Origin of the sequence: Qipengyuania nanhaisediminis (assembly GCF_900115585.1) — a bacterium.
Classification (GTDB): domain Bacteria; phylum Pseudomonadota; class Alphaproteobacteria; order Sphingomonadales; family Sphingomonadaceae; genus Qipengyuania; species Qipengyuania nanhaisediminis.
This window is the reverse complement of the sequence record NZ_FOWZ01000005.1, coordinates 1-25,095: the sequence shown is the minus strand read 5'-3', so window position 1 is coordinate 25,095 and position 25,095 is coordinate 1. Positions and strand designations below refer to the sequence as shown.

Sequence of the window (25,095 nt, the reverse complement as noted above, 5' to 3'; positions counted from 1 at the left end):
ATGGCAACCCAGGCAGCACACACCCAACGCGACCCGATGGACCGTTTTTGGCACGACACGCTGGAACAGGCGGATTCTCAGGTACACGCAGCGATCCGCAACGAACTGGCCCGCCAGCAGGACAAGATCGAACTGATCGCAAGCGAGAATATCGCTTCTACGGCCGTGCTCGAGGCTACCGGCAGTGTCTTCACAAACAAGTATGCGGAAGGCTACCCGGGCAAGCGCTATTACGGCGGGTGCGACTATGCCGATGTCGTGGAAACGCTGGCAATAGAGCGGGCCAAACAATTGTTCGGCTGCAACTTTGCCAATGTTCAGCCCAACTCCGGCAGCCAGATGAACCAGGCCGTTTTCCTGGCCCTGCTGCAACCCGGCGACACCTTCATGGGTCTCGACCTGAACTCGGGCGGTCACCTCACCCACGGCTCGCCGGTCAACATGAGCGGCAAATGGTTCAATCCGGTCAGCTACGGCGTTCGCAAGGACGACGAACTGATCGACATGGACGAGGTGATGGCCACGGCGAAGGAGCATAAGCCCAAGCTCATCATCGCAGGCGGTACCGCATATTCGCGCGTCTGGGACTGGGAAGCGTTCCGCAAGGTCGCCGATGAAGTCGGCGCGATCCTGATGGTCGACATGAGCCACATTTCCGGCCTCGTCGCTGGCGGCGCGCACCCCTCGCCCTTCCCCCATGCCGATGTCGTCACCACGACGACCCACAAGAGCCTGCGCGGCCCGCGTTCCGGCGTCATCCTGTGGAACAACGAAGAGCTGACCAAGCCGCTCAACATGGCCGTGTTCCCGGGGATGCAGGGCGGTCCGCTGATGCACGTGGTCGCAGCCAAGGCGGTCGCGTTCGGCGAAGCCCTGCGCCCCGATTTCAAGGACTATGCACACCGCGTCGTCGAAAACGCCCGTGCCCTTGCGCGTGGCATCGAGGCAAACGGCCTGCGAGTGGTTTCCGGCGGCACGGACAACCACTCCATGCTGGTCGACCTCACCGCCAAGAACGTCACCGGCAAGGCAGCCGAAGCCGGTCTCGACCGCGCCTGGCTCACCTGCAACAAGAACGGCATTCCCTACGACACGCGCAGCCCCTTCGTGACCAGCGGCATCCGCCTCGGCACACCGGCAGGCACTACGCGCGGCTTCGGACCGGCGGAATTCGAAATCATCGGCAAGCTGATCTGCGAAGTCGTCGACGGCCTTTCGCGCAACGGCCCGGAAGGCGACGGCCAGGTCGAAGAAAGTGTGCGCGCCCGCGTATCCGAACTGTGTGCGCAATTCCCGGTCTACCCGGGCCGCTGAGGAACCAGACGATGGACGACAAGGAACCCAAGCACCAGGACCATGACCTGCTCCCCGACGCACGGGACGAGCTCAAGGCGATGATGAAGGAAGGGGTCGATCATCCTTCGACTGCGCCCGTCCTGACCGGGGCGGCCATCGGTGCGGTTGCCGGATGGGTCCTGCCTGTGGTCGGACCGGTCATCGGCGGCGTCGCGGGTGCCGGGCTGATGCTCTACAAGCGCCTGAGACCGTAAGATGCGCTGCCCTTTCTGCGCATTCGACGACACCCAGGTAAAGGACAGTCGTCCAACCGAGGATTCGACCTCGATCCGCCGTCGCCGCCAGTGTTCCAGCTGCGGCGCCCGTTTCACTACCTTCGAACGGGTGCAACTGCGCGAAGTCACCGTGGTCAAATCCGGAGACCGGCGCGAAGCGTTCGAACGCGCGAAGCTCGAACAATCCATCTCGCTCGCCTGTCGCAAGCGCGATGTCGCTCCTGAACGGATCGACCAGCTCGTCTCCGGCATCCAGCGCCAGGTCGAAACCGCCGGCGAAGCCGAAATCGCATCGCAGCGGATCGGCGAGATGGTCATGGACGGTCTGCGCCAACTGGATTCGGTCGCCTATATCCGCTTCGCCTCGGTCTATCGCGACTTCAGCGAGGCCCGCGATTTCGAGGAATTCGCCAGCACGGTGCAGGAAGCCGCAGCCAATGAGCGAGGCTGAACTGCGCAAACCGGTCATCGTTCTCGTCCGGCCCCAGCTTGGCGAGAATATCGGCAAGGCCGCGCGCGCCATGCTCAATTTCGGGCTCAGCGAGCTGCGTCTCGTCGAGCCGCGCGACGGTTGGCCCAACCCTTCGGCAGGGCCCGCCGCATCGGGCGCGGATGTCGTTCTCGAAAATGCGCAGGTCTATGCGACCACGGCAGAGGCCGTTGCGGACTGCGCCCATGTCTACGCCACCACCGTGCGCAAGCGCGGAGTGACGAAGCCGGTCGTGACCCCGGAGGAAGCTGCCTCTGAGATGGCGGTTGCTTCGGGTCGCAGCGCGATCCTCTTCGGGCCCGAACGCTCGGGACTGGAGACCGAGGACGTTGCGCTGGCGCGCGCGATCCTGACCGTTCCGATCAACCCGGAATTCGGATCGCTAAACCTCGCCCAGGCCGTGATCCTTTGCGCCTACGAATGGAGCAAGCACGAGACGCTTGCCCAGCCGACGCAGGAAGATCTCCTGCCGCCTGCTCCGCAAGAAGAGCTCGAAGGGCTAATAGGCCACCTCGAAAGCATGCTTGAACCGAACGGCTATTTCCTGCCGGAAGCGCGTGCCGATTCCACGCGCCGTACCTTGCGCGGAGTGCTCACGAAACCGGGCTGGAACCACCTGGAGGTTCGCACCCTTCGTGGAGTGCTGTCATCGCTTCAGCGAAAACCGCGCGGGGATTGATCGCAAGCCTGTCGACACTGCAACGGCAAGCGATTAGGCGCAGCGCGAAATCCATTCAACTCAAGGAATTACTATGCGTTTAGCCGCGATCGCCGCCGGCCTCACCATCCTCGCCGCTCCCGCTTTCGCGGGCCAGCAGGAAGTGCCTGCCGAGACCCGTGCGGATGCTCCCAAGGCAGAGGCGAAGAAGGACGCAGAGAAAATCTGCAAATATGTTCGCGCCGACATGAGCAGCCGCCGCAAGCAGAAGGTCTGCATGACCGAAGCGGAATGGATCGAATTCAATCGCGGCAACTGATCCGCGGAAATGGGATTAGCCCTTGAGGCGGTCCCACTCACCCAGTTCGTAAGCGATCGAGGTTTCGACCAGATCGTCCCAGATTTGCGCGATCTTCCCGGCCGGAAGGTCGCGCTTTTCTGCATCGGCGCGCGCGTTTTCAATGACTTCTGTCTTGCGCGCCTCGTCTCGGACCACATTGCGGTCGGTCTTGATGCGCGCTGCCGCACGCATGTAGCCGAAGCGGCGGTCGAGCAATTCCATCAGTTCGCGGTCGGTCGTATCGACGCCGATGCGCACTTCGCGCATGTCCTGGCAGTCTTCGGGCAGTTTGAAATCGGCAGGCTTTGAGGTGTCCATGGCCGCGCCGAATGGCGAAGCCAGACGCACTTGTCGAGCGCAAACCAAACCCTCTCTCGACATTGGCAATTCTCCCCGTCATGGAGGCGCCATGGCAAGCACGGCAAATACCTTCCGCAACCAGCCCGACGAACGCGGGCATTTCGGCGATTACGGCGGCCGCTACGTGGCGGAAACGCTCATGCCGCTGGTCCTCGATCTCGAGCGTGAATATCGCAAGGCGCAGGCCGATCCGGAATTCCGGCGCGAGTTTGATGACCTGCTGGAGCATTATGTCGGGCGCCCCTCGCCGCTATATCACGCGGAACGCCTGACAGAGGCGCTTGGTGGAGCGCAGGTCTGGTTCAAGCGCGACGAGCTCAATCACACCGGCGCGCACAAGATCAACAATTGCATCGGGCAGATCCTGCTCGCGATCCGCATGGGCAAGACCCGCATCATCGCGGAAACCGGCGCGGGCCAGCATGGCGTCGCAACAGCCACCGTCTGCGCGCGCTTCGGCCTGCCCTGCGTGATTTACATGGGCGCAGAAGACGTTCGCCGGCAGTCGCCCAACGTCTTCCGGATGAAGTTGCTCGGTGCAGAGATCGTACCCGTCACCAGCGGGCGCGGCACGCTGAAAGACGCCATGAACGAAGGCCTGCGCGACTGGGTCGCGAACGTGGAAGACACCTTCTACATCATCGGCACTGCAGCCGGTCCCCACCCCTATCCGGAAATGGTCCGCGACTTCCAGAGCATCATCGGCAAGGAAGCGCGCGCGCAGATGCTCGACCGTATCGGACGCCTGCCCGATCTCGCCGTGGCCTGCATCGGCGGCGGTTCGAACGCGCTGGGCCTGTTCCACCCCTTCCTCGACGATCGCGAGGTCAAGCTGCTGGGTGTCGAAGCCGCAGGTCACGGCCTCGATGGTGACGAACACGCAGCCAGCCTCCTCGGCGGCTTCCCGGGCGTGCTCCACGGCAACAAGACCTATCTGCTGCAGGACGAGGACGGCCAGATCACCGAAGGCCACTCGATCAGCGCCGGTCTCGATTATCCGGGCATCGGTCCCGAACACGCCTGGCTCAAGGACACGGGCCGCGTCGAATACACCGCCGTCACCGACGAAGAGGCGCTTGAGGCCTTCCAGCTCCTCTGCCGGACCGAGGGCATCATCCCGGCGCTAGAGCCCAGCCACGCCATCGCAGCAGTCGCCAAGCGCGCGAAGGAGATGCCGAAGGACAGCGTGATCCTCGCAAACCTGTGCGGTCGCGGAGACAAGGACATCTTCACCGTGGCAGAAAAGTTGGGAGTGGAGATGTGACTTTCTCTCCCGCTCGCGCAGGCGTCTTATTCCTCATCGGCCTGCCCATCGGTTTCATTCTCTCGGCCTTGGGCTTTGTGATCTTGAGCAGAGACATTGATGCACCTGCGATTGCGCCATATGCGCTTGTCATCGCAGCAATATTTGGCCTTGCGGCGGGCACGCGGAGGAGTGAACCGTGACCCGCCTTTCCAACGCCTTCTCCAAGCCCCATCCCGCGCTCGTCTGCTTCGTTACTGCAGGCGATGGCGACACTGCGGCCAATCTCGACGCGCTGGTCGAGGGCGGCGCGGATGTGATCGAATTGGGCATGCCCTTCACCGATCCCATGGCCGATGGTCCGGCGATCCAGGCGGCGAATATTCGCTCGCTCAACGCAGGGACCACCACCGCCGATGTGTTGCGCATCGCACGCAAATTTCGTGAACGGCACCCCGAGGTTCCTCTGGTCCTCATGGGATATGCCAACCCGATGATCAGGCGCGGCCCGGACTGGTTCGCCAATGCGGCGAAGGAAGCGGGCGTCGACGGCGTGATCTGCGTCGATATTCCGCCCGAGGAAGATGATGCGCTCGGTCCGCAATTGCGCGACGCAGGCATTTCTCCGATCCGCCTCGCGACGCCCACAACCGATGCGAAGCGCCTGCCGCAGGTCCTCGAAGGATCGTCGGGCTTTCTCTACTACGTCGCAGTCGCCGGGATCACCGGGATGCAGCAAGCCGCCATCGAATCCATCGAAGCGAATGTCAGCCGCATCAAGCGATCGACCGATATCCCGGTGGCCGTCGGCTTCGGCGTGCGTACGCCGGAACAGGCGGCAGAGATTGCCGAGGTCGCCGATGGCGTCGTCGTGGGTTCGGCGCTTGTCGAACTGGTCGGTAAGCACGGCGCGGATGCACCCGCCAAGCTGAGCGAGCTTACCGCAGGGCTTGCCAAGGCGGTCCATTCGGCGGCAAAGGGCGCTGCATGAACTGGTTCACACGCGTCCGTAACTCGATCTCCTGGCTGCCCAAGCGCAGCACCGACGAAAATCTCTGGGTAAAATGCCCCAGCTGCCAGCAGATGGTTTTCGCGCAGGAATATCAGGAAAACGCCTACGTCTGTCCGCGCTGCGAACATCACGGTCGTATCGGTGCAGACGAACGCCTGCGCCAGTTGCTCGATGAAGGCTTCGAAACCCTGCCCGTGCCGGAAGTTCGCGAAGACCCGCTTAAATTCAAGGATTCGCAAAAGTATACGGAGCGCTTGAAGAAAGCCCGCGCTAAGAGCCCGCATCGCGATGCATTCATCGTTGGATCGGGTGCGATCGAAGGAAAGCCTGCCGTCGTCGGCGTGCAGGACTTCACTTTCATGGGCGGCTCGATGGGCATGGCCGTCGGCACGGCGTTCTGCCAGGGGGCAGAGCGCGCCCTCACCCGCCGCGCGCCCTATATCGTGGTGACCGCAGCCGGCGGCGCGCGCATGCAGGAAGGCATTCTCAGCCTCATGCAGATGCCCAAGGCGACCGTGATGACGCGCCGCCTGAAAGAGGCCGGACTGCCCTATATCGTCGTCCTCACCGATCCGACCACGGGCGGCGTTACGGCCAGCTACGCCATGCTTGGCGACGTCCACATCGCGGAACCGGGCGCATTGATCGGATTCGCAGGCCAGCGCGTGATCCAGGACACGATCCGCGAACAGCTTCCCGATGGCTTCCAGCGGGCCGAATACCTGCACAAGCACGGCATGGTCGACATGGTCGTCCACCGCCATGACCTGAAGGACACGATCGCGACGCTGCTGGATTACCTGGCACCCGCCGAGGCGGCCTGACCCCTTCCATGCGGGATTTCGCCCGCTCCGAAAGCGCTGCCGTGCAGGCCCAGCTGGATCGCTTGGCACGCCTCAGCGTGCCCGATGGACGGCTTGGGCTGGACACAATCCGCGCACTGCTCGACCGGTTGGGCAATCCGCACCGCCAGCTGCCTCCCGTTTTCCATGTCGCAGGGACCAACGGGAAGGGTTCGACCTGCGCGTTCCTGCGCGCGATGCTGGAAGCGCAAGGATACTCGGTCCACATGACGACCAGCCCCCATCTGGTTCGCTATAATGAACGCATCCGGGTAGCGGGCGAGTTGATCGCCGATGAGAGACTGGCGGAATTGCTGGCCGAAGTGCTCGATGCGGGCAAGGATCTGAAACCCAGCTTCTTCGAAGTCACGATTGCCGCCGCCTTCACCGAGTTTGCGCGCGTTCCGGCCGATGCCTGCGTCGTCGAGGTGGGACTTGGGGGACGGTTCGATGCGACGAATGTGCTCGAACCGGAAGTGCTAGCAGCCTGCGGTATCGCAGCGCTCGGCATCGACCACGAACGTTTCCTGCTCGCTCCAGAAGAGGGCGTGCCATCGGAGCCGATTGCCCGGATCGCGTTCGAAAAGGCAGGCATTGCGAAGGCGGGCGTGCCGCTCGCAGTCATAGCTGAGAGCAATCCGCCAGAAGCGGAGGCAATGATCGAAAGCGTAACCAGCAAAGTGGGCGCGCAGCTGATTATGGCAAACTCGTATGGAAATGGGGCTATCGACCCGGAGGCGCAGGATTATCCCGAGCCGGGTATTCGCGGCCCGCACCAAGAGCGCAACGCCGCCCTCGCCCATGCAATGCTTCGTAGCCAAAACCATCTTCGGGTCGAAGAATCGGCGATCAGGAAAGGTATCGCATGCGCCAGTTGGCCTGCCCGGATGCAGCTGTTGAAGGATGGCCCGCTGACCGCCCTGGCCGGAAAGCGCGAAGTCTGGCTCGACGGTGGGCATAATCCCAATGCCGGGCAGGCCGTCGCAACCGCTTTCGCAGGCCCGATGCACCTGATCCTCGGTATGCTCGACAACAAAGACCCGCGCGCGTTGACCGAGCCGCTTGCCGACAGGCTTCGCACTCTAACCATCGTGCCCGTTCCGGGACACGAGGCGCATCCGGTAGAAGCTTTCGGGGACGCTGCGCGCAGTGCTGCCGGGGTCGAGGAAGCGCTGCGCGCCCTGCCCAAAGATGACTGCCGGGTTCTCATCGCCGGATCACTCTACCTTGCCGGAGAGGTCTTGCGCCTCAACGACGAGCTACCAGACTAGGTGCAGTGATCAGCGTTTAGGAAGTCGCCCCCTCAGGCGGCCTGCTCTCCCAGCTCCGGTGCGACCACGCCAGCTGCGGCCTTGCCCCGGCTTTCGCGGTACCATTCGGCGAGGCACAGGATGACCGCAATGACACCGATCAGCGTGGTGAAGATAAATACGAAGTAATATCCCCGCTCCTCGATCATCTGGCCAAGCGCGCCGCGACCGAGCGTGCCGACCAACAGCGTCAGCGATGCGAGAAGGGCATATTGGACCGCCGCATATTTCTTGGCGACGATGCTGGAGAGCCAGGCAATGTAGGCCGCGCCTGCGATACCGATTGCGAGGTTTTCCCAGAAGATCGTGAAGGTCAGGCGCGCCAAACCTTCGATCTCGGACATCTGGAAGACGCCCGCGATGAAATTGACGAGGGCGGTAAACCCGATGGCGTCGCTTCCCGCCTGCATCAGCTGGCCGCCAATGGCGAGATCGGCGTAGAGGAGGTTCGTCGCCGCAGCCAGCGCAGCGCCCAGCGTCAGCGTGAACATCCGCCCGAACTGGGTGATGATCCAGCCGCCAAGCGCCAGCCCCAGGATGATCGCGAAGACGCCGAAGAACTTGGAGGCGAATGCCACCTGGTCGCCCGAGTAGTTCAGCTCGCCCAAGTAGAACGGGTAGGCAAACACGCCCCAGATCGAATCGCAAATGCGATAGGTCAGTACCAGCGCCAGGATCAGGACCAGCGACCAGCCCATGCGGCCCACAAACTCCACGAGCGGCAGAACAAGCGCGCGATAGAGGTGATCGGTGAACTTCACGCTATGCCCGGCGCCTACACCAGGGGCAGAGACGATCACGTTTCTGCCGACCTGCTTCTGCTTGGCGATCCAGGCCGCGATGAATGCCGGGAGCACGACGGTGGCGATCACGATCAGGGGGCCGAATGTCGTCGTAAATTCCGTCACATCAGGACGGTTTTCAGGAGCGGCGGTCATCGATCGGACCATGAAGACCACGACCGTGACGATGGCCCAACCCCATAGAAGCCCAACACCGATAAGGGCGTGGTTGCGGACCTTCTCGGTCACCTCGCCCGCATTGTAGAGCTCGGCAACTTCGTCTTCGCTGGCAGCAACCGTTGCGGCGGAGCGTTTCTCGACGCTGGCGTCGGGCGCAAACAGCCCAGCGATGCCGATGCCGAGCATGATCGCGCCCATGATGACATAGGTCTGCGGCCAGCCGATCCGCTCTGCAATGATGAGGCCCAGCGCGCCGCCGATCAGCGCGGCGAGACGGAAGCCCATTTGCGTGATGGTCGAGAGGATATCGAGCGTTGCCGTTTCATCGGCCACGTCGATGCGCCACGCGTTGATGGCGATATCCTGCGTCGCGCTGGCAAAAGCACCGATCGCAGCGAGCAGGCTGAACCAGCCGAGCGCGCTCTTGGGATCGAGGAAGCTCATGATCAGCAAGGCAATGCCGACGATCAACTGCATCGGCGCGATCCATTGCTTGCGCTTGCCGAGCCTGCGCAGCCCCGGGATATCGACCTTGTCGAGCAGCGGGGACCACAGGAACTGGAAGGCATAGGCGAGGCCGACGAGCGAGAAGACGCCCATCGTTTCGAGGTCGACTTCCGCCTCGCTCAACCACGCATAGAGGGTGCCGAGAAACAGCGCCGGCGGCAGGCCCTGGGCGAAACCGAACAGCGCCATAAAGCCGCTTTTCCGGTTCGAAAGTGCCAGGCCTAGAGCGCGCCAGGTCGATATTTTCTTTTTCTTTTCGTCGGCAACCGCTTCGGCCATTCCCTAGCGTCCTTTTGTTATGGTCTGTTTTTTGCGACACTAGCCGCGAGAGAAGGAGAAAGGAACAGGTCCGATGGGTGTTCCGAACACACTGGCGACAGGTCGGCGACCAACCGACGGAATGCTGCGACTGGCGCGCGATATCGCCGAGAATCGCAAGCAGGAAAACCTCTGCCAATCGAGCGTGCCGGCGAGCGTCTATACAGATCCCGAACACTGGCAGCGCGAGAAGGCTGCGATTTACGATCGGCTCCCGCAGATCCTGTGCCCCAGCGCAGTCCTGCCCGACCCCGGGATGGCCCTCCCCCATGACGCGACCGGCCGCCCTTTGCTCATCACCCGCGATGCCGACGGCAAGGCCCACGTCTTCCTCAACGTCTGCCGCCATCGTGGGACCAGGCTGGTCGAAGGCGATGAAGTGGCGTGCACGAAAAAGCTCGTCTGCCCCTATCACGCATGGACGTACTCGGTGGATGGGCGCCTTCTTGCTCTGCCGCGACCCGATTCTTTCCCCGAGCTCGACAATGGTGAGATGGGACTGGTCGAACTTCCATCGAAAGAGACCGGCGGTCTCATCTGGTTTAGCCCGCAGGAAGAGACCGCTGATTTCGGTTATGCCGATAAGATCGGCGAGGATTTCGACGCGCTCGGCATGGGTGAACACGTGCTGTTCCGCCGCAAGACCCACGATGTGGCCGGCAATTGGAAGCTCATCATGGATGCTTTCCTCGAAAGCTACCACGTCACGCGTCTACATGCGCAGACCATCGGCCCCTTCTTCAAGGACGGAGTCACTAGCGGCGACATGATCGGCCCCTTTGCCCGCAGCGCCGTCGGCAGGCTGGAAGAGATGGAAGGCGTTGACCTGGAAGACATGGACCAGATGCGGCGCGTGATCACCTTCGCATACCAGTTGCTGCCGGGCGCCCTCGTCATCCCCAGTCCGGACTATATCAACGTGATGGTGATGATGCCGCAGGCGCATAACCGCACGCTCGTCGAGGACTTCATGCTGATCCCCGAACATCCGAGCACCGACAAGGCGCGCGATCACTGGGAGCGCAGCTGGGCCTTGCTCGACGGAGGGGTTTTCGCGAGCGAGGATTTCCGCGCTGCGGAGCTCGGTCAGCAGGGGCTGGAGACCGGTGCGGTCCCCGAACTGACGCTTGGCACGATGGAGGGCGGGATACGCCGCTATCACGAGACGGTCGAGGAAGCCTTGCGCGCCGCCAACTGAGCGCCTAACCGCGCGGGTTATGTCCGACAATCGACTTCCGGAAGAAGGCGACCGTATCGCCAAGCTGCTCGCACGGGCTGGTGTCGCCAGCCGTCGCGAGGTCGAACGCATGATCGCGGACGGCCGCGTGTCTCTCGACGGGAAAGTACTCGACACGCCAGCAGTCAAGTTGACCTCGCTGAAAGGTGTCAGTGTCGATGGCAAGCCGGTCGGCAAGGCCGAAGCCACCCGCCTGTTCGCCTTCCACAAGCCTTCTGGCCTGATCACGGCGGAACGCGATCCCGCAGGCAGGCCGACAATCTATGCAGCGCTGCGCAATGCGCTGCCGAAGTCGGCCGGACGGGTGATGCCGGTGGGCAGGCTGGACTTCAACACCGAAGGCCTGTTGCTGCTAACCAATGATGGCGAGCTGAAGCGGGCGATGGAACTGCCGTCTTCCGGCGTGCCGCGCAGCTATCGTGCGCGTGCATTCGGGGATGTCACGCAGACCATGCTCGATGACCTGATAGAAGGCGTCGAGATCGACGGCATTCGCTACGGGCGCATCGAGGCCGATCTCGAACGAGGCAGCGGCATGAACCGCTGGATCCAGATGACGCTGACCGAAGGCAAGAACCGCGAAGTCCGCCGCGTGCTCGAACACCTCGGCCTGCAGGTAAACCGCCTGATGCGCATTTCCTACGGTCCGTTCGAGCTGGCCGATCTCCCGCGCGGGCAAGCAGCCGAAATCAATCGCGAGGCGGTCGAGCAATTCCGCAAGCAATTGCTGCGAGACATCAAGTGAGGATCATTGCCGGGGACTGGCGTGGCCGCAAACTGGTCGCACCAAAGGGCGAAGGAACGCGCCCGACCGCCGACCGGACCCGCGAAACGCTGTTCAATATGCTGGCCAGTCGGCTGGGAAGCTTCGAAGGTCTCTCCGTCCTTGATCTTTTCGCAGGATCCGGCGCGCTCGGCATAGAAGCCCTGTCGCGCGGCGCGGAACACTGCCTTTTCGTCGAACAGGACCCGGACGCGGTAAAGGCGATCAAGGCCAACATCGCGGCTCTCGATGCCCGCAAGCGTTCAACCGTGCAGGCCGGGTCGGTCATGAGCCTTGGTCCCGCCAAGGCGACCCATGACCTCATCCTGCTCGATCCGCCGTACGACACAGGTGCCGGACAAGTCGCGCTCGACCGGATGCTGAGGCTGGGCTGGATAGGCCCTGCCACTTGGATCGCTCTCGAAACGCACAAGCGCGAAGAGATAAAGCTGCGCGGGCTTGCGATCGAGGCCGAGCGTGTGGTCGGCAAAGCCAAGCTTACCATCCTGCGTCTCGCTGATTGAGCGCATAGGAAAGGGGCAAGGTCACCATGGCAACCTTGCCCCCTCCAAGCGTCTCCGCCGGTTAAAACGGCAGGGACGAAATCACCGTAACCTAATCGTCACGCGTGGCCGGAAGCGGTTCATCGATCTCGCTGGCCGGACGTCCGGGCCAATATTCGAGCGGACGGTTTACACCCGGGCCGCGCTTGCCTGCTTCCCAGGCGTTGATGCAGTTGTCCTGAGCATCGCTGGAGCAGATCGGCAGTTCGCCGTCCGGGGGACCGGCATCGGCAGGCGTGGTCTGTACCACTTCGCTGCGGACGAAACGGGGACCCGTCGTTGCCGAGCTCGAGGCGGTACGGGCGGCAGTCGACGTGGCGTTCGCATTCTGCATCTGGGCTGCGATTGCAGTCCAGGCCTGTGCGCGCTGTTCCGTGTTCATTTCATAGATGCGCACGCGCTGCGTGTCATTCAGCACCCACCAACCGGCTTCCTGTTCCGGTTCGAGGGTCCAGTAATATTCCTGAGCGCCTGCCGGCCATGCGTCATAGATGCTGCGGCGGTCGCCCGGCCAGCCGTCATAGGTCGACTGCTGGTCCGCAGTCAGCACATAGGCCTTGGCTTCGCCTTCCATGTGATGGTCGGCCATCGCGGGCGTGGCGGTAAAAGCGAGCGCTGCGGCGCTGGCAAAAATGAACCTTTTCAAGGGGCTTCTCCTTTTGTCATCATTGCCGACACTACGCAAAGCCCGTGTGCAAGGTTCCGAAACAGTCATCAGCCCCCTTGTGCTGAAGCCCCGCGTTCCCTAGCTGTTCTGGCAGATGACTACGCCCCCTTCCCCGCAAGATTTGACGGAAGACCGCGACGTTCCGGCCTATGCCGCGATGTTGAACGAGCCGCAGCGCCAGGCCGTCCTGACCACCGAAGGACCAGTGCTGATGCTTGCGGGTGCGGGCACGGGAAAGACTGCCGCGCTCACTGCCCGGCTGGCTCACCTGATTGCCACACGCAGGGCCTGGCCTTCGGAAATCCTGTGCGTCACCTTCACCAACAAGGCAGCCCGCGAAATGCGCGAACGGGTCGGCCGTCACATCGGTGACGCGGTCGAAGGGATGCCATGGCTCGGCACTTTCCATTCCATCGGTGCGAAAATGCTGCGCCGCCATGCCGAGCTGGTGGGATTGAAGTCGAACTACACCATTCTCGACACTGACGACCAGCTGCGCCTGCTCAAGCAATTGATCCGCGATCAGGAGCTGGACGAGAAACGCTGGCCTGCCCGTCAGCTCGCCGCGCTTATCGATCGCTGGAAAAACCGCGGTCTCAATCCCGGCGATCTCGATGCGGTCGAAAACGAGGCCTACGCCAACGGGCGCGGAACGCAGTTCTACAAATTGTACCAGGATCGTCTGAAGGCGCTCAACGCGTGCGATTTCGGCGATCTTCTGCTGCATATGCTGAACATATTTCGCCAGCACCACGACGTGCTCGCGCAGTACCAGAAGCGCTTCAAATACATCCTCGTGGACGAGTACCAGGACACCAACCAGGTCCAGTATCTGTGGCTGCGCCTGCTGGCGCAGGAGCGCAAGAACATCTGCGTCGTCGGGGATGACGACCAGTCGATCTATTCCTGGCGCGGGGCAGAGGTCGCCAACATCCTGAAATTCGAAAAGGATTTCCCGGGCGCTGCGGTTGTGAAACTGGAGCAGAACTACCGGTCGACGCCGCAAATCCTCGCTGCGGCTTCGGGTCTCATCAACGCCAATAGCGAACGGCTCGGCAAGACACTGTGGACCGAACTGCCTTCCGGAGAAAAAGTCCGCGTCGTCGGCGTATGGGATGGCCCGGAAGAAGCGCGCCGCGTCGGCGAAGCGATCGAACGTCTCGAATCCGAAGGCGCCCCGCTCGACGAAATCGCCATCCTCGTGCGCGCCCAATACCAGACGCGCGAATTCGAAGATCGCTTCATCCAGATCGGGTTGAACTACCGGATCGTCGGCGGCTTCCGCTTCTACGAACGCGCCGAAATCCGCGATATGCTCGCATATCTCAGGGTCATTTCGCAGCCTGCAGACGATCTCGCTTTCGAACGCATCTACAACCAGCCGAAGCGCGGACTTGGCGCAAAGACGCTGGAGGTGATGCAGCGCCATGCGCGCCGGACGCAGGCGCCCTTGGCCGCTGCATCGCTAGACCTCGCCGAAACGGACGAGCTCCCCGCCCGTGCGCGCAATACGCTGGTGGGATTGCTTTCGCAGTTCGTGCACTGGCGCGAACAATCCGAAAAGGTCACCCCATCCGAACTCCTGCGCATTGTCGTGGCGGAAAGCGGCTATGAGGAAATGCTGCAGAAGGACCGTAGTGCCGAAAGCGCCGGCCGGTTGGAGAACCTGACCGAGCTTGCCCGCGCGATGGAAGACTACGAAACGCTCGGCGATTTTCTGGAGCATGTCGGGCTGGTGATGGACAACGACCGCGCCAATGACGGCGAGAAGATCACCATCATGACGATGCACGCCGCGAAGGGACTCGAGTTCGACCACGTGTTCCTGCCCGGTTGGGAAGAAGGGGTCTTCCCGAGCCAGCGTGCAATCGACGAAGGCGGCCTCGCCAGCCTCGAAGAAGAGCGGCGTCTCGCCTACGTGGCGATCACCCGCGCGAAACGGCGTTGCACCATCTACCACGCGGCCAACCGCCGCATTTACGGGCAGTGGACGAGTTCCATACCGAGCCGCTTCATCGAGGAATTGCCCGACGACTACGTCGAGAGCGAAACGACGATGAGCGGCGGTGCTTCGCTGTGGCGTGCGAACTGGACGGAGAACGAGGATCCGTTCGCCCATGTATCCAGCAATCGCCCCGGGCGATCTTCAGTGCGCGGTCCCGGCTGGCAGCGCGCGCTTGCTTCGGGCTACGACACCACGCCCAAGCGGCTCGCCGAACCCGGCAAGAGTGCCGCGAGCTTCGCCGCCAAGCCGCGCACCGATGTCGCGGTCGGAGCGCGCGTGTTCCACGACAAATTCGGCTATGGATATGTGATGGATCAGGAAGGCAATAAGCTGACCATCGAATTCGAAACGTCGGGCGAAAAGCGGGTGCTCGACAGCTTCGTCAAGCCGGTCTCCGACTAGGCGACAGCTTCGCTGTCGTCCTCGACCGCCACGGGCTTGCGACGCCAGTACCGCTTCTCGAACGGACGTGCGAGTTCGCCTGCGATGCCGCGTGTCCCTTCCTCGATACCGGTTTCACACCCGACATAGGGCGTCGGATCGCAAAACGTGCCGAACATCCGATCCCAGGCGGTCAGCGTATTGCCGAAGTTCGTGCCCATCAGGCGTTCGTCGCGGATATGATGCAGCCGGTGCGCAGCGGGCGAGATAAGCCAGTGGCGCAGCGGGCCGAATGTCCAGTTCACGTCGCAGTGCACCAGGAAGCCCCAGAAGGTAATTGCAAGGCCGGCAGTCCCGATCGCCCATTCAGGGATACCCATAAGCAGCAACAGGCTGAGGTCGACGCACACGCTCAGCAGCTTGCTGAAGGGATGTTTCCTTTGCACCGACAGCCACGACAGGGCGGTATCGGCATGGTGGGTGGCATGAATACGCCACAAGAGCGGCGAATGTTCGAACCTGTGGCGCCAGTAGATCACGAAATCGAACACCAGAAAGGCGATCACTACAGTCAGCCAGCCGGGTATGCTGTCCCAGAAGCCCGCGAAGTTTTCCGACATGCCGATGAAATCGCGCACCGCCCCGGAGGGAAGAGCGAGAAACGGCGCGAGGATGACCAGATTTATGAAGGTCAACGCAAGGTTGGTGGTGAATTCCTTGCGCCCACGGTTCATAGCGGCGAAGATAGCGCCACGCTTCATGATCAGCGCGAGCGAGCCAAAGAACAGGCCCGCCAAAAAGAGCAGGCTGACCGTATACCGGAAGTGTTCTTCGAAGATTTCCATCACGTCCCCATCACTACAAGATTGTAGTTAGAGAGACGTTAAGTCAACTCGTCGAAACGTCGAGGAAACCCGGGACCGGGCCGTTCCAATCGCCGGCATCTTCTGCGGCAGTTTCAGGCTTTGCCTTCGGCGCCTTGGATTTGGCAGGTTTTTCAGACCGATCGGCCTTCTTGTCCTGCTTGTCCGACTTGGCTTTCGGTTTCTCGGCGCGCTTCTTGGGCTCTGGCTTGTCGCCGGAATCGTCCCGCTTGGACTTCGCTTCCGGTTTCGCAGCCGGTTCGACCAGCTCCACGCGGACGTCTTTCTTGCCGAAGACCGGAATTTCCGACTTGGTCAACTTCTCCACATTGGCGATCGCCTCGGCATCATCGCCTGCCACGAAAGTAAAGGCGCGGCCCTTGGCTCCGGCGCGGCCGGTGCGGCCGATACGGTGGACGTAATCGTCCGGATGCCAGGGGGTGTCGAAGTTGAAGACGTGGCTGACGCCCTTGATGTCGAGCCCGCGGGCCGCGACGTCACTGGCCACTAGGATGTTGATGTCGCCGGACTTGAAGCGATCCAGTTCCTTGATCCGGCTGGACTGGTCCATGTCGCCGTGAATTTCGCCGCTGGCGAAACCATGGCTCTGCAAACTCTTGTTGAGCTCGCGCACCGTGGTCTTGCGATTGGCGAAGATGATCGCCGTTTCGACCTGGTCGTGGCGGAGCAGCCAGCGCAGGGTCTCGCGCTTCTGGCGCTGCTGCACGGGGATCTTGAAAGCGGTGATATCCTTGTTCGTCGTCGCCGCACGGCTGACTTCGATACGCTTGGGATTCTTGAGGAATTTCTTCGCAAGCTTTTCGATCGGCGGCGGCATCGTCGCCGAGAACAGCATCGTCTGGCGGCTTTCGGGCAGCTTGTCGCAGATGAATTCGATGTCGGGGATGAACCCCATGTCGAGCATCCGGTCCGCTTCGTCGATGACCAGCAGTTCGCAGCCGTTGAGCAGGATTTTTCCGCGCTCGAACAGGTCCATGAGGCGTCCCGGCGTGGCGATCAACACGTCGACGCCCTCGTTCAAGGCCTTGACCTGGTCGCCCATCTGCACGCCGCCGATCAGCAGCGCGAGCTTGAGGTCATGGTTCTTGCCGTACTTCTCGAAATTCTCGGCCACCTGCGCGGCCAGTTCGCGTGTCGGCGCGAGGATCAGCGAACGCGGCATCAGGGCGCGGCGGCGACCGCTGGCCATGACATCGATCATGGGCAGGACGAAGCTCGCCGTCTTGCCGGTTCCGGTCTGCGCGATACCGATGATGTCCTTCATCATCAGGACGGGCGGGATGGCCTGGGCCTGAATCGGCGTCGGCTCGGTATAGCCGGCGTCGGAGACGGCTTTGAGCAAGTCAGGTGAAAGGCCGAGATCGGCGAAATTCATGCGAGTGTCGGATGCCCCAGAGATGCGGAAAGAGGAAAGCGCCGCAAGATGCAGCTTCTTTCGATTGCGCCCTTTGACGTTTTACCCTGAACAGTCAAGGAAAAGCGCGGTTATTCGACCGTTTCCAGCACCATCTGATGCAAGCTTGCAACCTTGCACTTGGCTCCGGACCGACTCATCAGGCGATCGCGGTTTACGCATAGCTGGCCGTCATCGGATGGCTCCATGTAGAAGCCCTGGTAGAATTCGCGCGGACTGCAGCCCTTCTCGAGTTGCGCCGACAGGGTCCTGCGGTCCCGAAGGAACAGCAACAGCCTGCTTCCCTGATCCGCCACACCGCCGATCCGCTTGGCATCGATGCATTTGCCGAATGGCCGCTCGACGAGTTGCCTGCGCTGCGGCTCGACATTTTCGGCCATCAGGCTCTGTCGAGCAGGGCCGCGGGCAGGCGAGATGCGCAGGATTACCCTGCCCTCGATCCTGACCTGGTTGGCCTGGGGTGGCTTGGGTGCATCGAAAATGGAATTCCACGCGTCGGTGCGTGCAGACAACGGCAGCGGTGAAGCCCGGCCATTCCCGTCGCGCGCTTGCTGCCAAGTAGGCGCTTCGCACGTTCCCCGCGCGCCCGCATCGTCCTGCACCGCACCAGGTGCGAGCAACAACGCCAGGGGCGCGGTCAGGGAAAACAAGCTGGGCATCGGGGCGATCAATATCCTCGTGTCCGCGCGGCGGGAGCTACGGCGCGTTCCGGACGCCCTGCCCCTCGACGTTTGAATAACGGCTTAATTACATCGTCACCAATGGCAATATTACATCGTCACCAATGGCAATAGGTAGTGACTTGCCTATCCAGTGTGGCATGAGCGCATCAATGACAGAGACATCGCGATCATTCGTTGAGCAGGCCGCAGAGATCCTTGGTCCACGCGGATTCACTCAGGATTCCGATCTCGTAACACCTTGGCTCACCGATTGGCGCGGCCGTTACACCGGCAAGGCACTGGGCCTCGCATCGCCTGCCGATACGCGCGAAGTCGCCCGGCTGGTGGCCCTGTGCGCCGAGCACGGAGTGCCGATCGTGCCACAAGGCGGCAATAGCGGCATGTCGGGGGGCGCTACGCCGGACAAAGCGGGGAACTCGATTATCCTCTCGCTAAGGCGCATGAATGCAATCAGGCATATCGATGCGCAAGCAAAGCAGGTTACGTGCGAAGCTGGCGTAGTCCTGCAAACCGTCCATGATGAGGCGGCACGACACCGGCTACGTTTCCCTCTGACCCTTGGCGGGAAGGGATCGGCAACAATTGGCGGCCTCATCTCGACCAATGCCGGCGGGACGCAGGTCCTCCGCCACGGCACGATGCGGGCCCAGGTCCTTGGCCTCGAAGCCGTAATGGCCAACGGCCAGGTCCTCGACACGCTTACCCCGCTGAAAAAGGACAATCGCGGTTTCGATCTGAAACAGTTGCTGATCGGATCTGAGGGAACGCTCGGGATCGTGACTGCCGCCACCTTGCGGTTGCTGCCTGAGATCGGGGGGCGATGTGTCATCTGGGCCGGGCTGGAATCCCTGTCGCAAGCGCGCCAGCTGTTGCTCCATTGCGAGGATATGGCGGCGGAAGAACTCGAAGGGTTCGAGGTTATCCCATCGCATTGCCTGGAGGCTGTCCTCGATCACCTGCCCGATGCGCGCAATCCCCTGGCGGGGTATCACGCATGGCATGCATTGATCGAACTCGTCGCAGAAGCGGGACAAGTCGGCGCCCTCCAGCCGCTTGCCGAGGACATGCTCTCCTCCGCCATGGAACAGGGCCTCCTTGAAGACGCGGTCATTGCCGCGAATGAGACGCAGGCGGAGGCATTCTGGCTAATCCGCGATTCGATCTCGCCAGCCGAGCGCGCGATCGGACCGGCGATGCAGCACGACATCTCGGTCCCCGTGGCGACGATGGCGCAATTCGTGGAGCATGCGTCCCCGCTCATCGAGGAGCGGTTTCCGGGCACACGGGCCGTCGCCTTCGGGCACCTGGGTGACGGAAATGTCCACTTCCACGTTCTTGCCCCTCCGCAGGCGGTCAAGGGAGAATGGGAAGAAGGACAAGGCAAGGAGATAAGCGCCTTCGTCCATGACCTTGTAACCCAATGGGATGGTTCGATCAGTGCAGAGCACGGGATCGGCCAGATGAAGCGGGACGAATTGGGCCGGCTCGGCGATCCTGTTTCGCTGTCGGTGATGAGGGCGATCAAGGACGCATTAGACCCCCGGGGATTGCTCAATCCGGGCAAGTTGGTCCCGCTTGCGAAAGGCGATTTGAACGCCTAAAGCCCCAATCGAGGGCGCATGCGGGTTCACCATGGATCCGCGTCTCATCCCAATCATATCATAACGACTTCGGAGAAATTTCATGGCGAGCGCGCCGCAGCAGCCTCAACTGCCCCTTTTCTTTAACGATCTCATGCCGCTGAACAGCAAGGATCACGCGAACTACAAGTCGCGTTCGCTGGACTCGGCCCCCTGGCTGTCGAAAGCCCACGCGATCCCGCTGACCGTCGAAGAGTTCGTCCAGGCCCAGCGCAATTTCCCGATCGTTTTCTCGACCGGCGAAGCCCCGCTGCCGCTGGCGCTCATGGGCCTCAACGAAGGCGTGAACACCTTCGTCGACGAGAACGGCAAGGTCACCGACCCGGTGTACATTCCGGCATACATTCGCCGCTATCCCTTCATGCTCGCCAAGCTGCAGCGCGATAGCGACCAGCTTTCGCTCTGCTTCGATCCGACCAGCGATGCTGTTGGCGAATTCGACGAAGGCCGTCCGCTCTTCGAAAATGGTGAAGCGGCCGAAGCGACCCAGCAGATCCTCGATTTCTGCCAGAACTTCGAAGGCGCTGCCCAGCGTACGCAGGCTTTCATCGCCCAGCTTATCGAAAACGACCTGCTGATGGACGGTGAAGTCTCGATCCAGGCTGACGGCAACGACAAGCCTTTCCTCTATCGCGGCTTCAAGATGGTCGATCAGGACAAGGTCCGTGAACTTCCGGCTGCCAAGGTCGAGGAATTCAACAAGAACGGTCTGATGATGCTGATCCACGCTCACCTGTTCTCGCTCGACAACATGCGTGTCGTATTCTCGCGGCAGGTCCAGCAGGGCTGGAAACCTGAAGCGATTGCAGAGAACGGTGCTGCAAACGTCTAATCGACATCCGGCGTGGCCGGGCCGCTTAGGCGCGCTCGGCCATGCCATTGCCCTCGCCTTGGCGGCGAGCTTTCCTGTTTCGGTCCTCGCAGAGACGAAGCAGCCCCCTTCCCAGTCCCCACTGGACGTTTTCCAGCAACAGGAAGACCGTCTCTTCCAGACCGGTTACCGTCTGGCCCTGGCGAATGCTCCTTTCTGCCAGCGCCGCACCCACGGTGTGGGGATCCTGATCCACGATGCCGCTTCCTACCGGCGACCGGACGTGGTCCGCGCCCATTTCTCGCTTCGCGGTGACGTAGCGATACAGTCGGTGGCAACAGGGTCGCCAGCCTACAATCTCGGAATCCGGCAGAACGACACACTCGCCTCGGTCATGGGGATCGACGTCGAAGCTCTTGCGAACTCCGGCGAAAAGACCTGGGAGCGTGCAGCCCGCATCAATAGGATGCTGGAAGAACCGGGCCCGGAAGGTCTCGTGCACATTGCTCGCGCGGACGACCAAGGCCCCGCAACATCATTCGAGCTAGAACCGGTCGAATTGTGCGCCTCGCGGTTCGAACTGCAAAGCGGAAACTCGAAGGCGGCTGCCGACGGAGAGCGCGTGCTGGTCGGGGACTCCTTTCCCGCATTCGCTTATTCGACCCCGAAATTCGCTGCCGCCCTCGCCCATGAAATGGCGCACAACCTCCTCGGACATCTCGATCACTTCGAGACATACGGTCGTCGTGGTGGCCGGGTGCGCAAGAGCGAACGGGATGCCGACCGTCTAATGCCCTGGCTGCTCTACAATGCGGGGTACGACCCCCGGGCCGCCGTCGAGTTCATGCGCGAATGGGGCCCCAGACATGGCGGCGGCATTCTTCGCAAACGAACGCACGACGGGTGGGATGAAAGGGTAGACCTGATCGAGGCCGAACTACCTCGGATCGAAGCTGTCGCCACCGACGGCAAGGCCGATTGGCAGATACATTTCGTCCCGATGCTTAAAGAAGAGGGTTGAGGCTACTCGCGCTACTCGGCAGCCTCTGCAAACTGACCACCCGATCTCAAATTCGCGACTTCGCTTCCCAGCATCTTCACCAGACCACCGAGGAGGCGGCCGACGCCGCCCAATCGCGCGCTCGGCTGGTCGAGATGGCGGTCCAGGTAGAGCGAACGGCACACCTCGATCTGAATGGCATGGAGGCCTCGTTTCGGCATTCCATGCCTGTCGAGGACATAGCCGCCCGAGTACGGTCGGTTATGCGTCGCAAGCCGTCCATTGAGTGAAAGGTAGCTCAGTGCGCCGGCCGAAAGAGTTCCGCTACAACTTGTCCCGAACCTATCCCCGATCACGAATTCGGGCCGCGCGCCGCCGAAAGTTTTAGGGTTGAGCGGCGGCATGGAATGCAGGTCCACCAACAACACCGTCCCCCAGCGATCGCGCAGCGTCTCCAGCGCCATGCCAAGCGCGCTATGATAGGGATGATGGATCGTCTCGATGCGGCGATCCAGCTCCGTTCTCTCTATCGGCCCCCGCCATATTTCGCCGAGCCCGGGAAGGCGGCGGGGAACTAGCCCGAGACCGCTGCGCGCGCGGCGATTTGCCAGCGAATGTGAAGTCCTGCCCTCGCCTTCGCCCGAGATCATGCCCCAGTCCACATCGTCCGGCGCGCGGTTCAGGTCGATCTCCGCACGGGGAGCCTTGGCGACCAGGAGTGCTGCACCACTTGCGCGTGCCACTTCCGCCGCAAGGAGATCGACATAGCGGTCCTCCAGACGGGTCTTGCACGCCGGATCGCGAAAGGACTGCTCGACCGCTTCGGAGTAACTTCTTCCGCCATGGGGGGCGGCAATGAGGATCGGTATCGACTGTGACGCCTCGAGGATAAGCTCGAAAGGGGTTCCATCGCCGATATCTTGGAGAGGAGCGCCCCCGCCTCCCTGGTCTTTCGGTGAAGTCATGACGTCAGTGATGGCGCACCGGATTAGGCAAGTCAAAATCGATTGCGCCAAAGAGGGACACCGATCAAATCCTATCAAGATTTGTTAAGCGGTTTCGGTTAAGAAGATCAGCATGAGTGAACCGAACCACCAGCGAATCCTGCTTGCAGAAGATGACGATGCCATGCGCACCTATCTCGAGCGTGCGCTCGACAACGCCGGGTATGTCGTCGATTCGGTGGACCGGGGCACGGCTGCAGTGCCCCTGCTGGAAAGCAAGGAGTACGACCTCCTCCTTTCGGACATCGTAATGCCTGAAATGGACGGGATCGAGCTGGCCCAGAAGTGCAATGAGATCAGCCCCGGCACCAAAGTCATGTTCATCACCGGCTTTGCCGCGGTAACGCTCAAGGCCAGTGCCGAGCAACCTAATGCCAAGGTGCTTTCGAAACCGTTCCACCTTCGCGATCTGGTTCTTGAAGTGGAACGCGTTCTGGGCAGCCAGGTCAGCGCACAACTTTTGTAAAGCGGGACCGTTTTGCCCCTTGCGCGGCAAGTGCTGCCCCGCTAATGGGCGCGCCTGCCGACTAAACCGGCACGTTCGATAGCGTGGGCGTATAGCTCAGTGGTAGAGCACTATGTTGACATCGTAGGGGTCCCAAGTTCGAACCTTGGTACGCCCACCATCGAACCTCCCGAGACCCGCACATTCCAAGGATAACGGGGCTTACGCCGCCTGCGGATCGGTCCATCCCGCAGACCTGTAGAAACATCTGGAAATCCCGCCCGCTTGTGGCGACGGAGGTTGCCTTCAAGGCAATAGCTTCCCATGGGTTGCGCGTACCGGAGAAAATCCGGACACTTCCATCGGTGTCGCAAACCAGAGGTATTGAGTGTTGACCAAGCGGGCTCTCATAACCGGCATTACCGGTCAGGACGGCGCGTACCTGGCGCGGCTTCTTCTTTCGAAGGGATATTAAGTCCACGGAGTGAAGCGTAGATCATCCTCGTTCAACACGGCGCGGATCGAGGACATTTACGAAGACCCGCACTCGCCCGATCCCAGCCTGTTCCTCCACTATGGAGACATGACGGACGCGACGAACCTCATCCGGTTGATGCAGGAAGTCCAGCCGGACGAGATCTATAATCTGGCAGCGCAGAGCCACGTTCGTGTCAGTTTCGAAACTCCGGAATACACCGCTAATGCGGACGCGACCGGCACCCTGCGACTGCTGGAGGCGATCCGGATCCTCGGGCTGGAACAGAAAAGCCGGTTCTTCCAGGCTTCGACCAGCGAACTCTATGGCGACGCACCTCACTGCCCGCAAAACGAAGATACCCCATTCAGGCCTCGTAGCCCCTACGCTGTAGCCAAACTCTACGCGTACTGGATAACGGTGAACTATCGCGAAGCTTATGGAATCCACGCCTCCAACGCGATCGCCTTCAATCACGAAAGCCCCTTGCGCGGCGAGACTTTCGTAACCCGGAAAATCACCCGCGCGGCGGCTGCCATAGCTTTGGGAAAACAGGAAAAGCTGTTTCTCGGAAACCTGAATGCGCGCCGGGACTGGGGCCACGCCCGCGAATTCGTCGAAGCGATGTGGCTCATGCTGCAGCAGGACGAACCGGACGACTATGTCCTGGCAACCGGCAGGACTACCGAAGTGCGCGAATTCGTCCGTTGGGCGTTCGAGGACGCCGGCATACCTATCGAATTCGTGGGGGAAGGCTTGGACGAGAAAGCGATCGCCAAGTCCGATGGCCGGGTACTGGTCGAAATTGACGAGCGCTATTTCCGTCCGACCGAGGTTGAAGCTCTAAAGGGTGATGCCAGCAAAGCGCGAGATGCGTTCGGCTGGGCGGCCAGGACCGATGCGCGGGAGTTGGCGCGGGAAATGGTCGCAGCCGATCTAGCCCTGCTACAAACGAATTTTGCCGCGAACAGCCAATGAGCCCGGCAAGCTTCACGCTTGAGGGTAAGCGGGTCTATGTAGCCGGCCACAATGGGATGGTGGGTGGTGCGTTGCTACGCAGATTGGAGATTGAGCCGTGTGACGTCCTCACGGCGCCCCGATCCCTCGACCTTCGCGATCAAAGCAGGACTCAGGCATGGTTCACCGACAAGCGGCCGGACGTTGTGACGTGACCCCCAGCTTTCCCCCAGCTGGGATTAGAGCCGGACCGCGTTGTTGCGCATGAGCGCGGTTGAAGCAATGGGCTGCGTAGCGGAGCCCGTAGGGCGTAGCGAAGCTGGCCATTGCTTATCCAGTTTGGCGGCGAACGCCGCCGGGGTGTCGTAGTCGAGGGAAGAATGCGGCCTCTCCCGGTTGTAGTCCTCCACCCAGGCAGCGATCTCGACGCGGGCGTGAGCCATGCTGAGGAACAAAGTCTCATTGAGCAGTTCGTCCCGCATGCGGCCATTAAAGCTCTCGACGTAAGCGTTTTGCATTGGCCTTCCCGGTGCGATGTAATGCCACTCCACAC

At 61.7% G+C, this 25,095-nt stretch carries 27 protein-coding genes, 1 tRNA gene and 1 pseudogene; 20 read left to right on the top strand and 9 right to left on the bottom strand.

Annotated features, from left to right (window positions below; all coding sequences use genetic code 11):
• From glyA to BM173_RS13415, 5 genes are all read left to right on the top strand, one after another.
• On the top strand, positions 1 to 1,314 hold the full coding sequence (glyA, locus tag BM173_RS13435; RefSeq protein ID WP_090482933.1) for a serine hydroxymethyltransferase: 1,314 nt from the start codon (positions 1 to 3) through the stop codon (positions 1,312 to 1,314).
• An 11-nt stretch (positions 1,315 to 1,325) separates the two neighbouring features.
• On the top strand, positions 1,326 to 1,550 hold the full coding sequence (locus BM173_RS13430) for a hypothetical protein (protein ID WP_090482930.1): 225 nt from the start codon (positions 1,326 to 1,328) through the stop codon (positions 1,548 to 1,550).
• A 1-nt stretch (position 1,551) separates the two neighbouring features.
• Positions 1,552 to 2,022 (top strand): transcriptional regulator NrdR, encoded by a 471-nt coding sequence (nrdR, locus tag BM173_RS13425; protein ID WP_090482927.1) that lies wholly within the window; start codon positions 1,552 to 1,554, stop codon positions 2,020 to 2,022.
• The gene (locus tag BM173_RS13420) at positions 2,009 to 2,740 is read left to right on the top strand and encodes an RNA methyltransferase (protein ID WP_090482924.1); all 732 of its coding nucleotides are present in this window, start codon (positions 2,009 to 2,011) and stop codon (positions 2,738 to 2,740) included. The genes nrdR and BM173_RS13420 overlap by 14 nt, the downstream gene beginning before the upstream one ends.
• A 73-nt stretch (positions 2,741 to 2,813) precedes the next feature.
• Positions 2,814 to 3,038, top strand: a complete 225-nt coding sequence (locus BM173_RS13415) for a hypothetical protein (RefSeq protein ID WP_090482922.1) — start codon at positions 2,814 to 2,816, stop codon at positions 3,036 to 3,038.
• 15 nt (positions 3,039 to 3,053) lie between these two features.
• On the opposite strand, the gene BM173_RS13410 is transcribed toward BM173_RS13415, so the two are convergent.
• A complete protein-coding gene (locus tag BM173_RS13410; protein ID WP_090482919.1) occupies positions 3,054 to 3,377 on the bottom strand; it encodes a chorismate mutase in 324 nt (107 codons plus the stop codon).
• A gap of 91 nt (positions 3,378 to 3,468) precedes the next feature.
• On the opposite strand from BM173_RS13410, the gene trpB reads away from it, so the two are divergent.
• The 4 genes from trpB to BM173_RS13385 all read left to right on the top strand — a co-directional run bounded on the left by trpB (position 3,469) and on the right by BM173_RS13385 (position 7,787).
• Positions 3,469 to 4,683 (top strand): tryptophan synthase subunit beta, encoded by a 1,215-nt coding sequence (trpB, locus tag BM173_RS13405; protein WP_090482916.1) that lies wholly within the window; start codon positions 3,469 to 3,471, stop codon positions 4,681 to 4,683.
• Positions 4,684 to 4,861: 178 nt separating this feature from the next.
• On the top strand, positions 4,862 to 5,653 hold the full coding sequence (gene trpA, locus BM173_RS13395; RefSeq protein ID WP_090482909.1) for a tryptophan synthase subunit alpha: 792 nt from the start codon (positions 4,862 to 4,864) through the stop codon (positions 5,651 to 5,653).
• On the top strand, positions 5,650 to 6,498 hold the full coding sequence (accD, locus tag BM173_RS13390; RefSeq protein WP_090482906.1) for an acetyl-CoA carboxylase, carboxyltransferase subunit beta: 849 nt from the start codon (positions 5,650 to 5,652) through the stop codon (positions 6,496 to 6,498). Before trpA ends, accD begins: the two co-directional genes overlap by 4 nt.
• An 8-nt stretch (positions 6,499 to 6,506) precedes the next feature.
• On the top strand, positions 6,507 to 7,787 hold the full coding sequence (locus BM173_RS13385; protein ID WP_090482903.1) for a bifunctional folylpolyglutamate synthase/dihydrofolate synthase: 1,281 nt from the start codon (positions 6,507 to 6,509) through the stop codon (positions 7,785 to 7,787).
• A gap of 32 nt (positions 7,788 to 7,819) precedes the next feature.
• Here BM173_RS13385 and BM173_RS13380 read toward each other — a convergent pair whose 3' ends face one another.
• Positions 7,820 to 9,574 (bottom strand): AmpG family muropeptide MFS transporter, encoded by a 1,755-nt coding sequence (locus tag BM173_RS13380; protein WP_090482900.1) that lies wholly within the window; start codon positions 9,572 to 9,574, stop codon positions 7,820 to 7,822.
• 73 nt (positions 9,575 to 9,647) lie between these two features.
• On the opposite strand from BM173_RS13380, the gene BM173_RS13375 reads away from it, so the two are divergent.
• Genes BM173_RS13375 through rsmD form a run of 3 tightly spaced genes read left to right on the top strand, consistent with a single transcriptional unit; the run spans position 9,648 to position 12,137 of the window.
• On the top strand, positions 9,648 to 10,811 hold the full coding sequence (locus tag BM173_RS13375; RefSeq protein ID WP_090482897.1) for an aromatic ring-hydroxylating oxygenase subunit alpha: 1,164 nt from the start codon (positions 9,648 to 9,650) through the stop codon (positions 10,809 to 10,811).
• Between the two features lie 19 nt (positions 10,812 to 10,830).
• A complete protein-coding gene (locus tag BM173_RS13370) occupies positions 10,831 to 11,595 on the top strand; it encodes a pseudouridine synthase (RefSeq protein WP_090482894.1) in 765 nt (254 codons plus the stop codon).
• Positions 11,592 to 12,137, top strand: a complete 546-nt coding sequence (gene rsmD, locus BM173_RS13365; protein WP_090482891.1) for a 16S rRNA (guanine(966)-N(2))-methyltransferase RsmD — start codon at positions 11,592 to 11,594, stop codon at positions 12,135 to 12,137. Before BM173_RS13370 ends, rsmD begins: the two co-directional genes overlap by 4 nt.
• Positions 12,138 to 12,228: 91 nt before the next feature.
• Here the strand turns inward: rsmD and BM173_RS14815 are convergent, their stop codons facing one another.
• Positions 12,229 to 12,822, bottom strand: coding sequence for a hypothetical protein (locus tag BM173_RS14815; protein WP_245755902.1), 594 nt, complete (start codon positions 12,820 to 12,822; stop codon positions 12,229 to 12,231).
• Between the two features lie 115 nt (positions 12,823 to 12,937).
• On the opposite strand from BM173_RS14815, the gene BM173_RS13355 reads away from it, so the two are divergent.
• A complete protein-coding gene (locus tag BM173_RS13355; protein WP_090482888.1) occupies positions 12,938 to 15,250 on the top strand; it encodes an ATP-dependent helicase in 2,313 nt (770 codons plus the stop codon).
• Here the strand turns inward: BM173_RS13355 and BM173_RS13350 are convergent.
• From BM173_RS13350 to BM173_RS13340, 3 genes are all read right to left on the bottom strand, one after another.
• Positions 15,247 to 16,074 (bottom strand): sterol desaturase family protein, encoded by an 828-nt coding sequence (locus BM173_RS13350; protein ID WP_090482885.1) that lies wholly within the window; start codon positions 16,072 to 16,074, stop codon positions 15,247 to 15,249. The two genes, BM173_RS13355 and BM173_RS13350, sit on opposite strands and share 4 nt — an antisense overlap.
• 43 nt (positions 16,075 to 16,117) lie before the next feature.
• Positions 16,118 to 17,488, bottom strand: coding sequence for a DEAD/DEAH box helicase (locus BM173_RS13345; RefSeq protein ID WP_090482882.1), 1,371 nt, complete (start codon positions 17,486 to 17,488; stop codon positions 16,118 to 16,120).
• 110 nt (positions 17,489 to 17,598) lie between these two features.
• The gene (locus BM173_RS13340) at positions 17,599 to 18,186 is read right to left on the bottom strand and encodes a hypothetical protein (RefSeq protein WP_090482879.1); all 588 of its coding nucleotides are present in this window, start codon (positions 18,184 to 18,186) and stop codon (positions 17,599 to 17,601) included.
• A 161-nt stretch (positions 18,187 to 18,347) separates the two neighbouring features.
• Here BM173_RS13340 and BM173_RS13335 point away from each other — a divergent pair, with 161 nt between their 5' ends.
• Complete coding sequence (locus BM173_RS13335; RefSeq protein WP_090482877.1) at positions 18,348 to 19,811, top strand: FAD-binding oxidoreductase; 1,464 nt, start codon at positions 18,348 to 18,350, stop codon at positions 19,809 to 19,811.
• Positions 19,812 to 19,893: 82 nt separating this feature from the next.
• Positions 19,894 to 20,682 (top strand): SapC family protein, encoded by a 789-nt coding sequence (locus BM173_RS13330; RefSeq protein ID WP_090482874.1) that lies wholly within the window; start codon positions 19,894 to 19,896, stop codon positions 20,680 to 20,682.
• Positions 20,683 to 20,707: 25 nt separating this feature from the next.
• Here the strand turns inward: BM173_RS13330 and BM173_RS13325 are convergent, their stop codons facing one another.
• A complete protein-coding gene (locus tag BM173_RS13325; protein WP_143089654.1) occupies positions 20,708 to 20,917 on the bottom strand; it encodes a hypothetical protein in 210 nt (69 codons plus the stop codon).
• On the opposite strand from BM173_RS13325, the gene BM173_RS13320 reads away from it, so the two are divergent.
• A complete protein-coding gene (locus tag BM173_RS13320; protein ID WP_143089653.1) occupies positions 20,900 to 21,682 on the top strand; it encodes a M48 family metalloprotease in 783 nt (260 codons plus the stop codon). The genes BM173_RS13325 and BM173_RS13320 overlap by 18 nt on opposite strands.
• A gap of 11 nt (positions 21,683 to 21,693) precedes the next feature.
• On the opposite strand, the gene BM173_RS13315 is transcribed toward BM173_RS13320, so the two are convergent.
• Positions 21,694 to 22,626 (bottom strand): N-formylglutamate amidohydrolase, encoded by a 933-nt coding sequence (locus tag BM173_RS13315; protein ID WP_090482865.1) that lies wholly within the window; start codon positions 22,624 to 22,626, stop codon positions 21,694 to 21,696.
• 112 nt (positions 22,627 to 22,738) lie between these two features.
• On the opposite strand from BM173_RS13315, the gene cpdR reads away from it, so the two are divergent.
• The 4 genes and pseudogenes from cpdR to BM173_RS13295 all read left to right on the top strand — a co-directional run bounded on the left by cpdR (position 22,739) and on the right by BM173_RS13295 (position 24,757).
• Positions 22,739 to 23,131, top strand: coding sequence for a cell cycle two-component system response regulator CpdR (gene cpdR / locus BM173_RS13310; protein WP_090482863.1), 393 nt, complete (start codon positions 22,739 to 22,741; stop codon positions 23,129 to 23,131).
• A gap of 85 nt (positions 23,132 to 23,216) precedes the next feature.
• Positions 23,217 to 23,291, top strand: a tRNA-Val gene (locus tag BM173_RS13305).
• 210 nt (positions 23,292 to 23,501) lie between these two features.
• Positions 23,502 to 24,563, top strand: a pseudogene (gmd, locus tag BM173_RS13300) (GDP-mannose 4,6-dehydratase).
• The gene (locus BM173_RS13295) at positions 24,560 to 24,757 is read left to right on the top strand and encodes an NAD-dependent epimerase/dehydratase family protein (protein ID WP_090482860.1); all 198 of its coding nucleotides are present in this window, start codon (positions 24,560 to 24,562) and stop codon (positions 24,755 to 24,757) included. The pseudogene gmd and the gene BM173_RS13295 overlap by 4 nt, the downstream one beginning before the upstream one ends.
• Positions 24,758 to 24,781: 24 nt before the next feature.
• Here the strand turns inward: BM173_RS13295 and BM173_RS13290 are convergent.
• Positions 24,782 to 25,095 (bottom strand): integrase core domain-containing protein (locus BM173_RS13290; protein ID WP_143089652.1); only part of this gene is annotated, 314 nt, incomplete at its 5' end.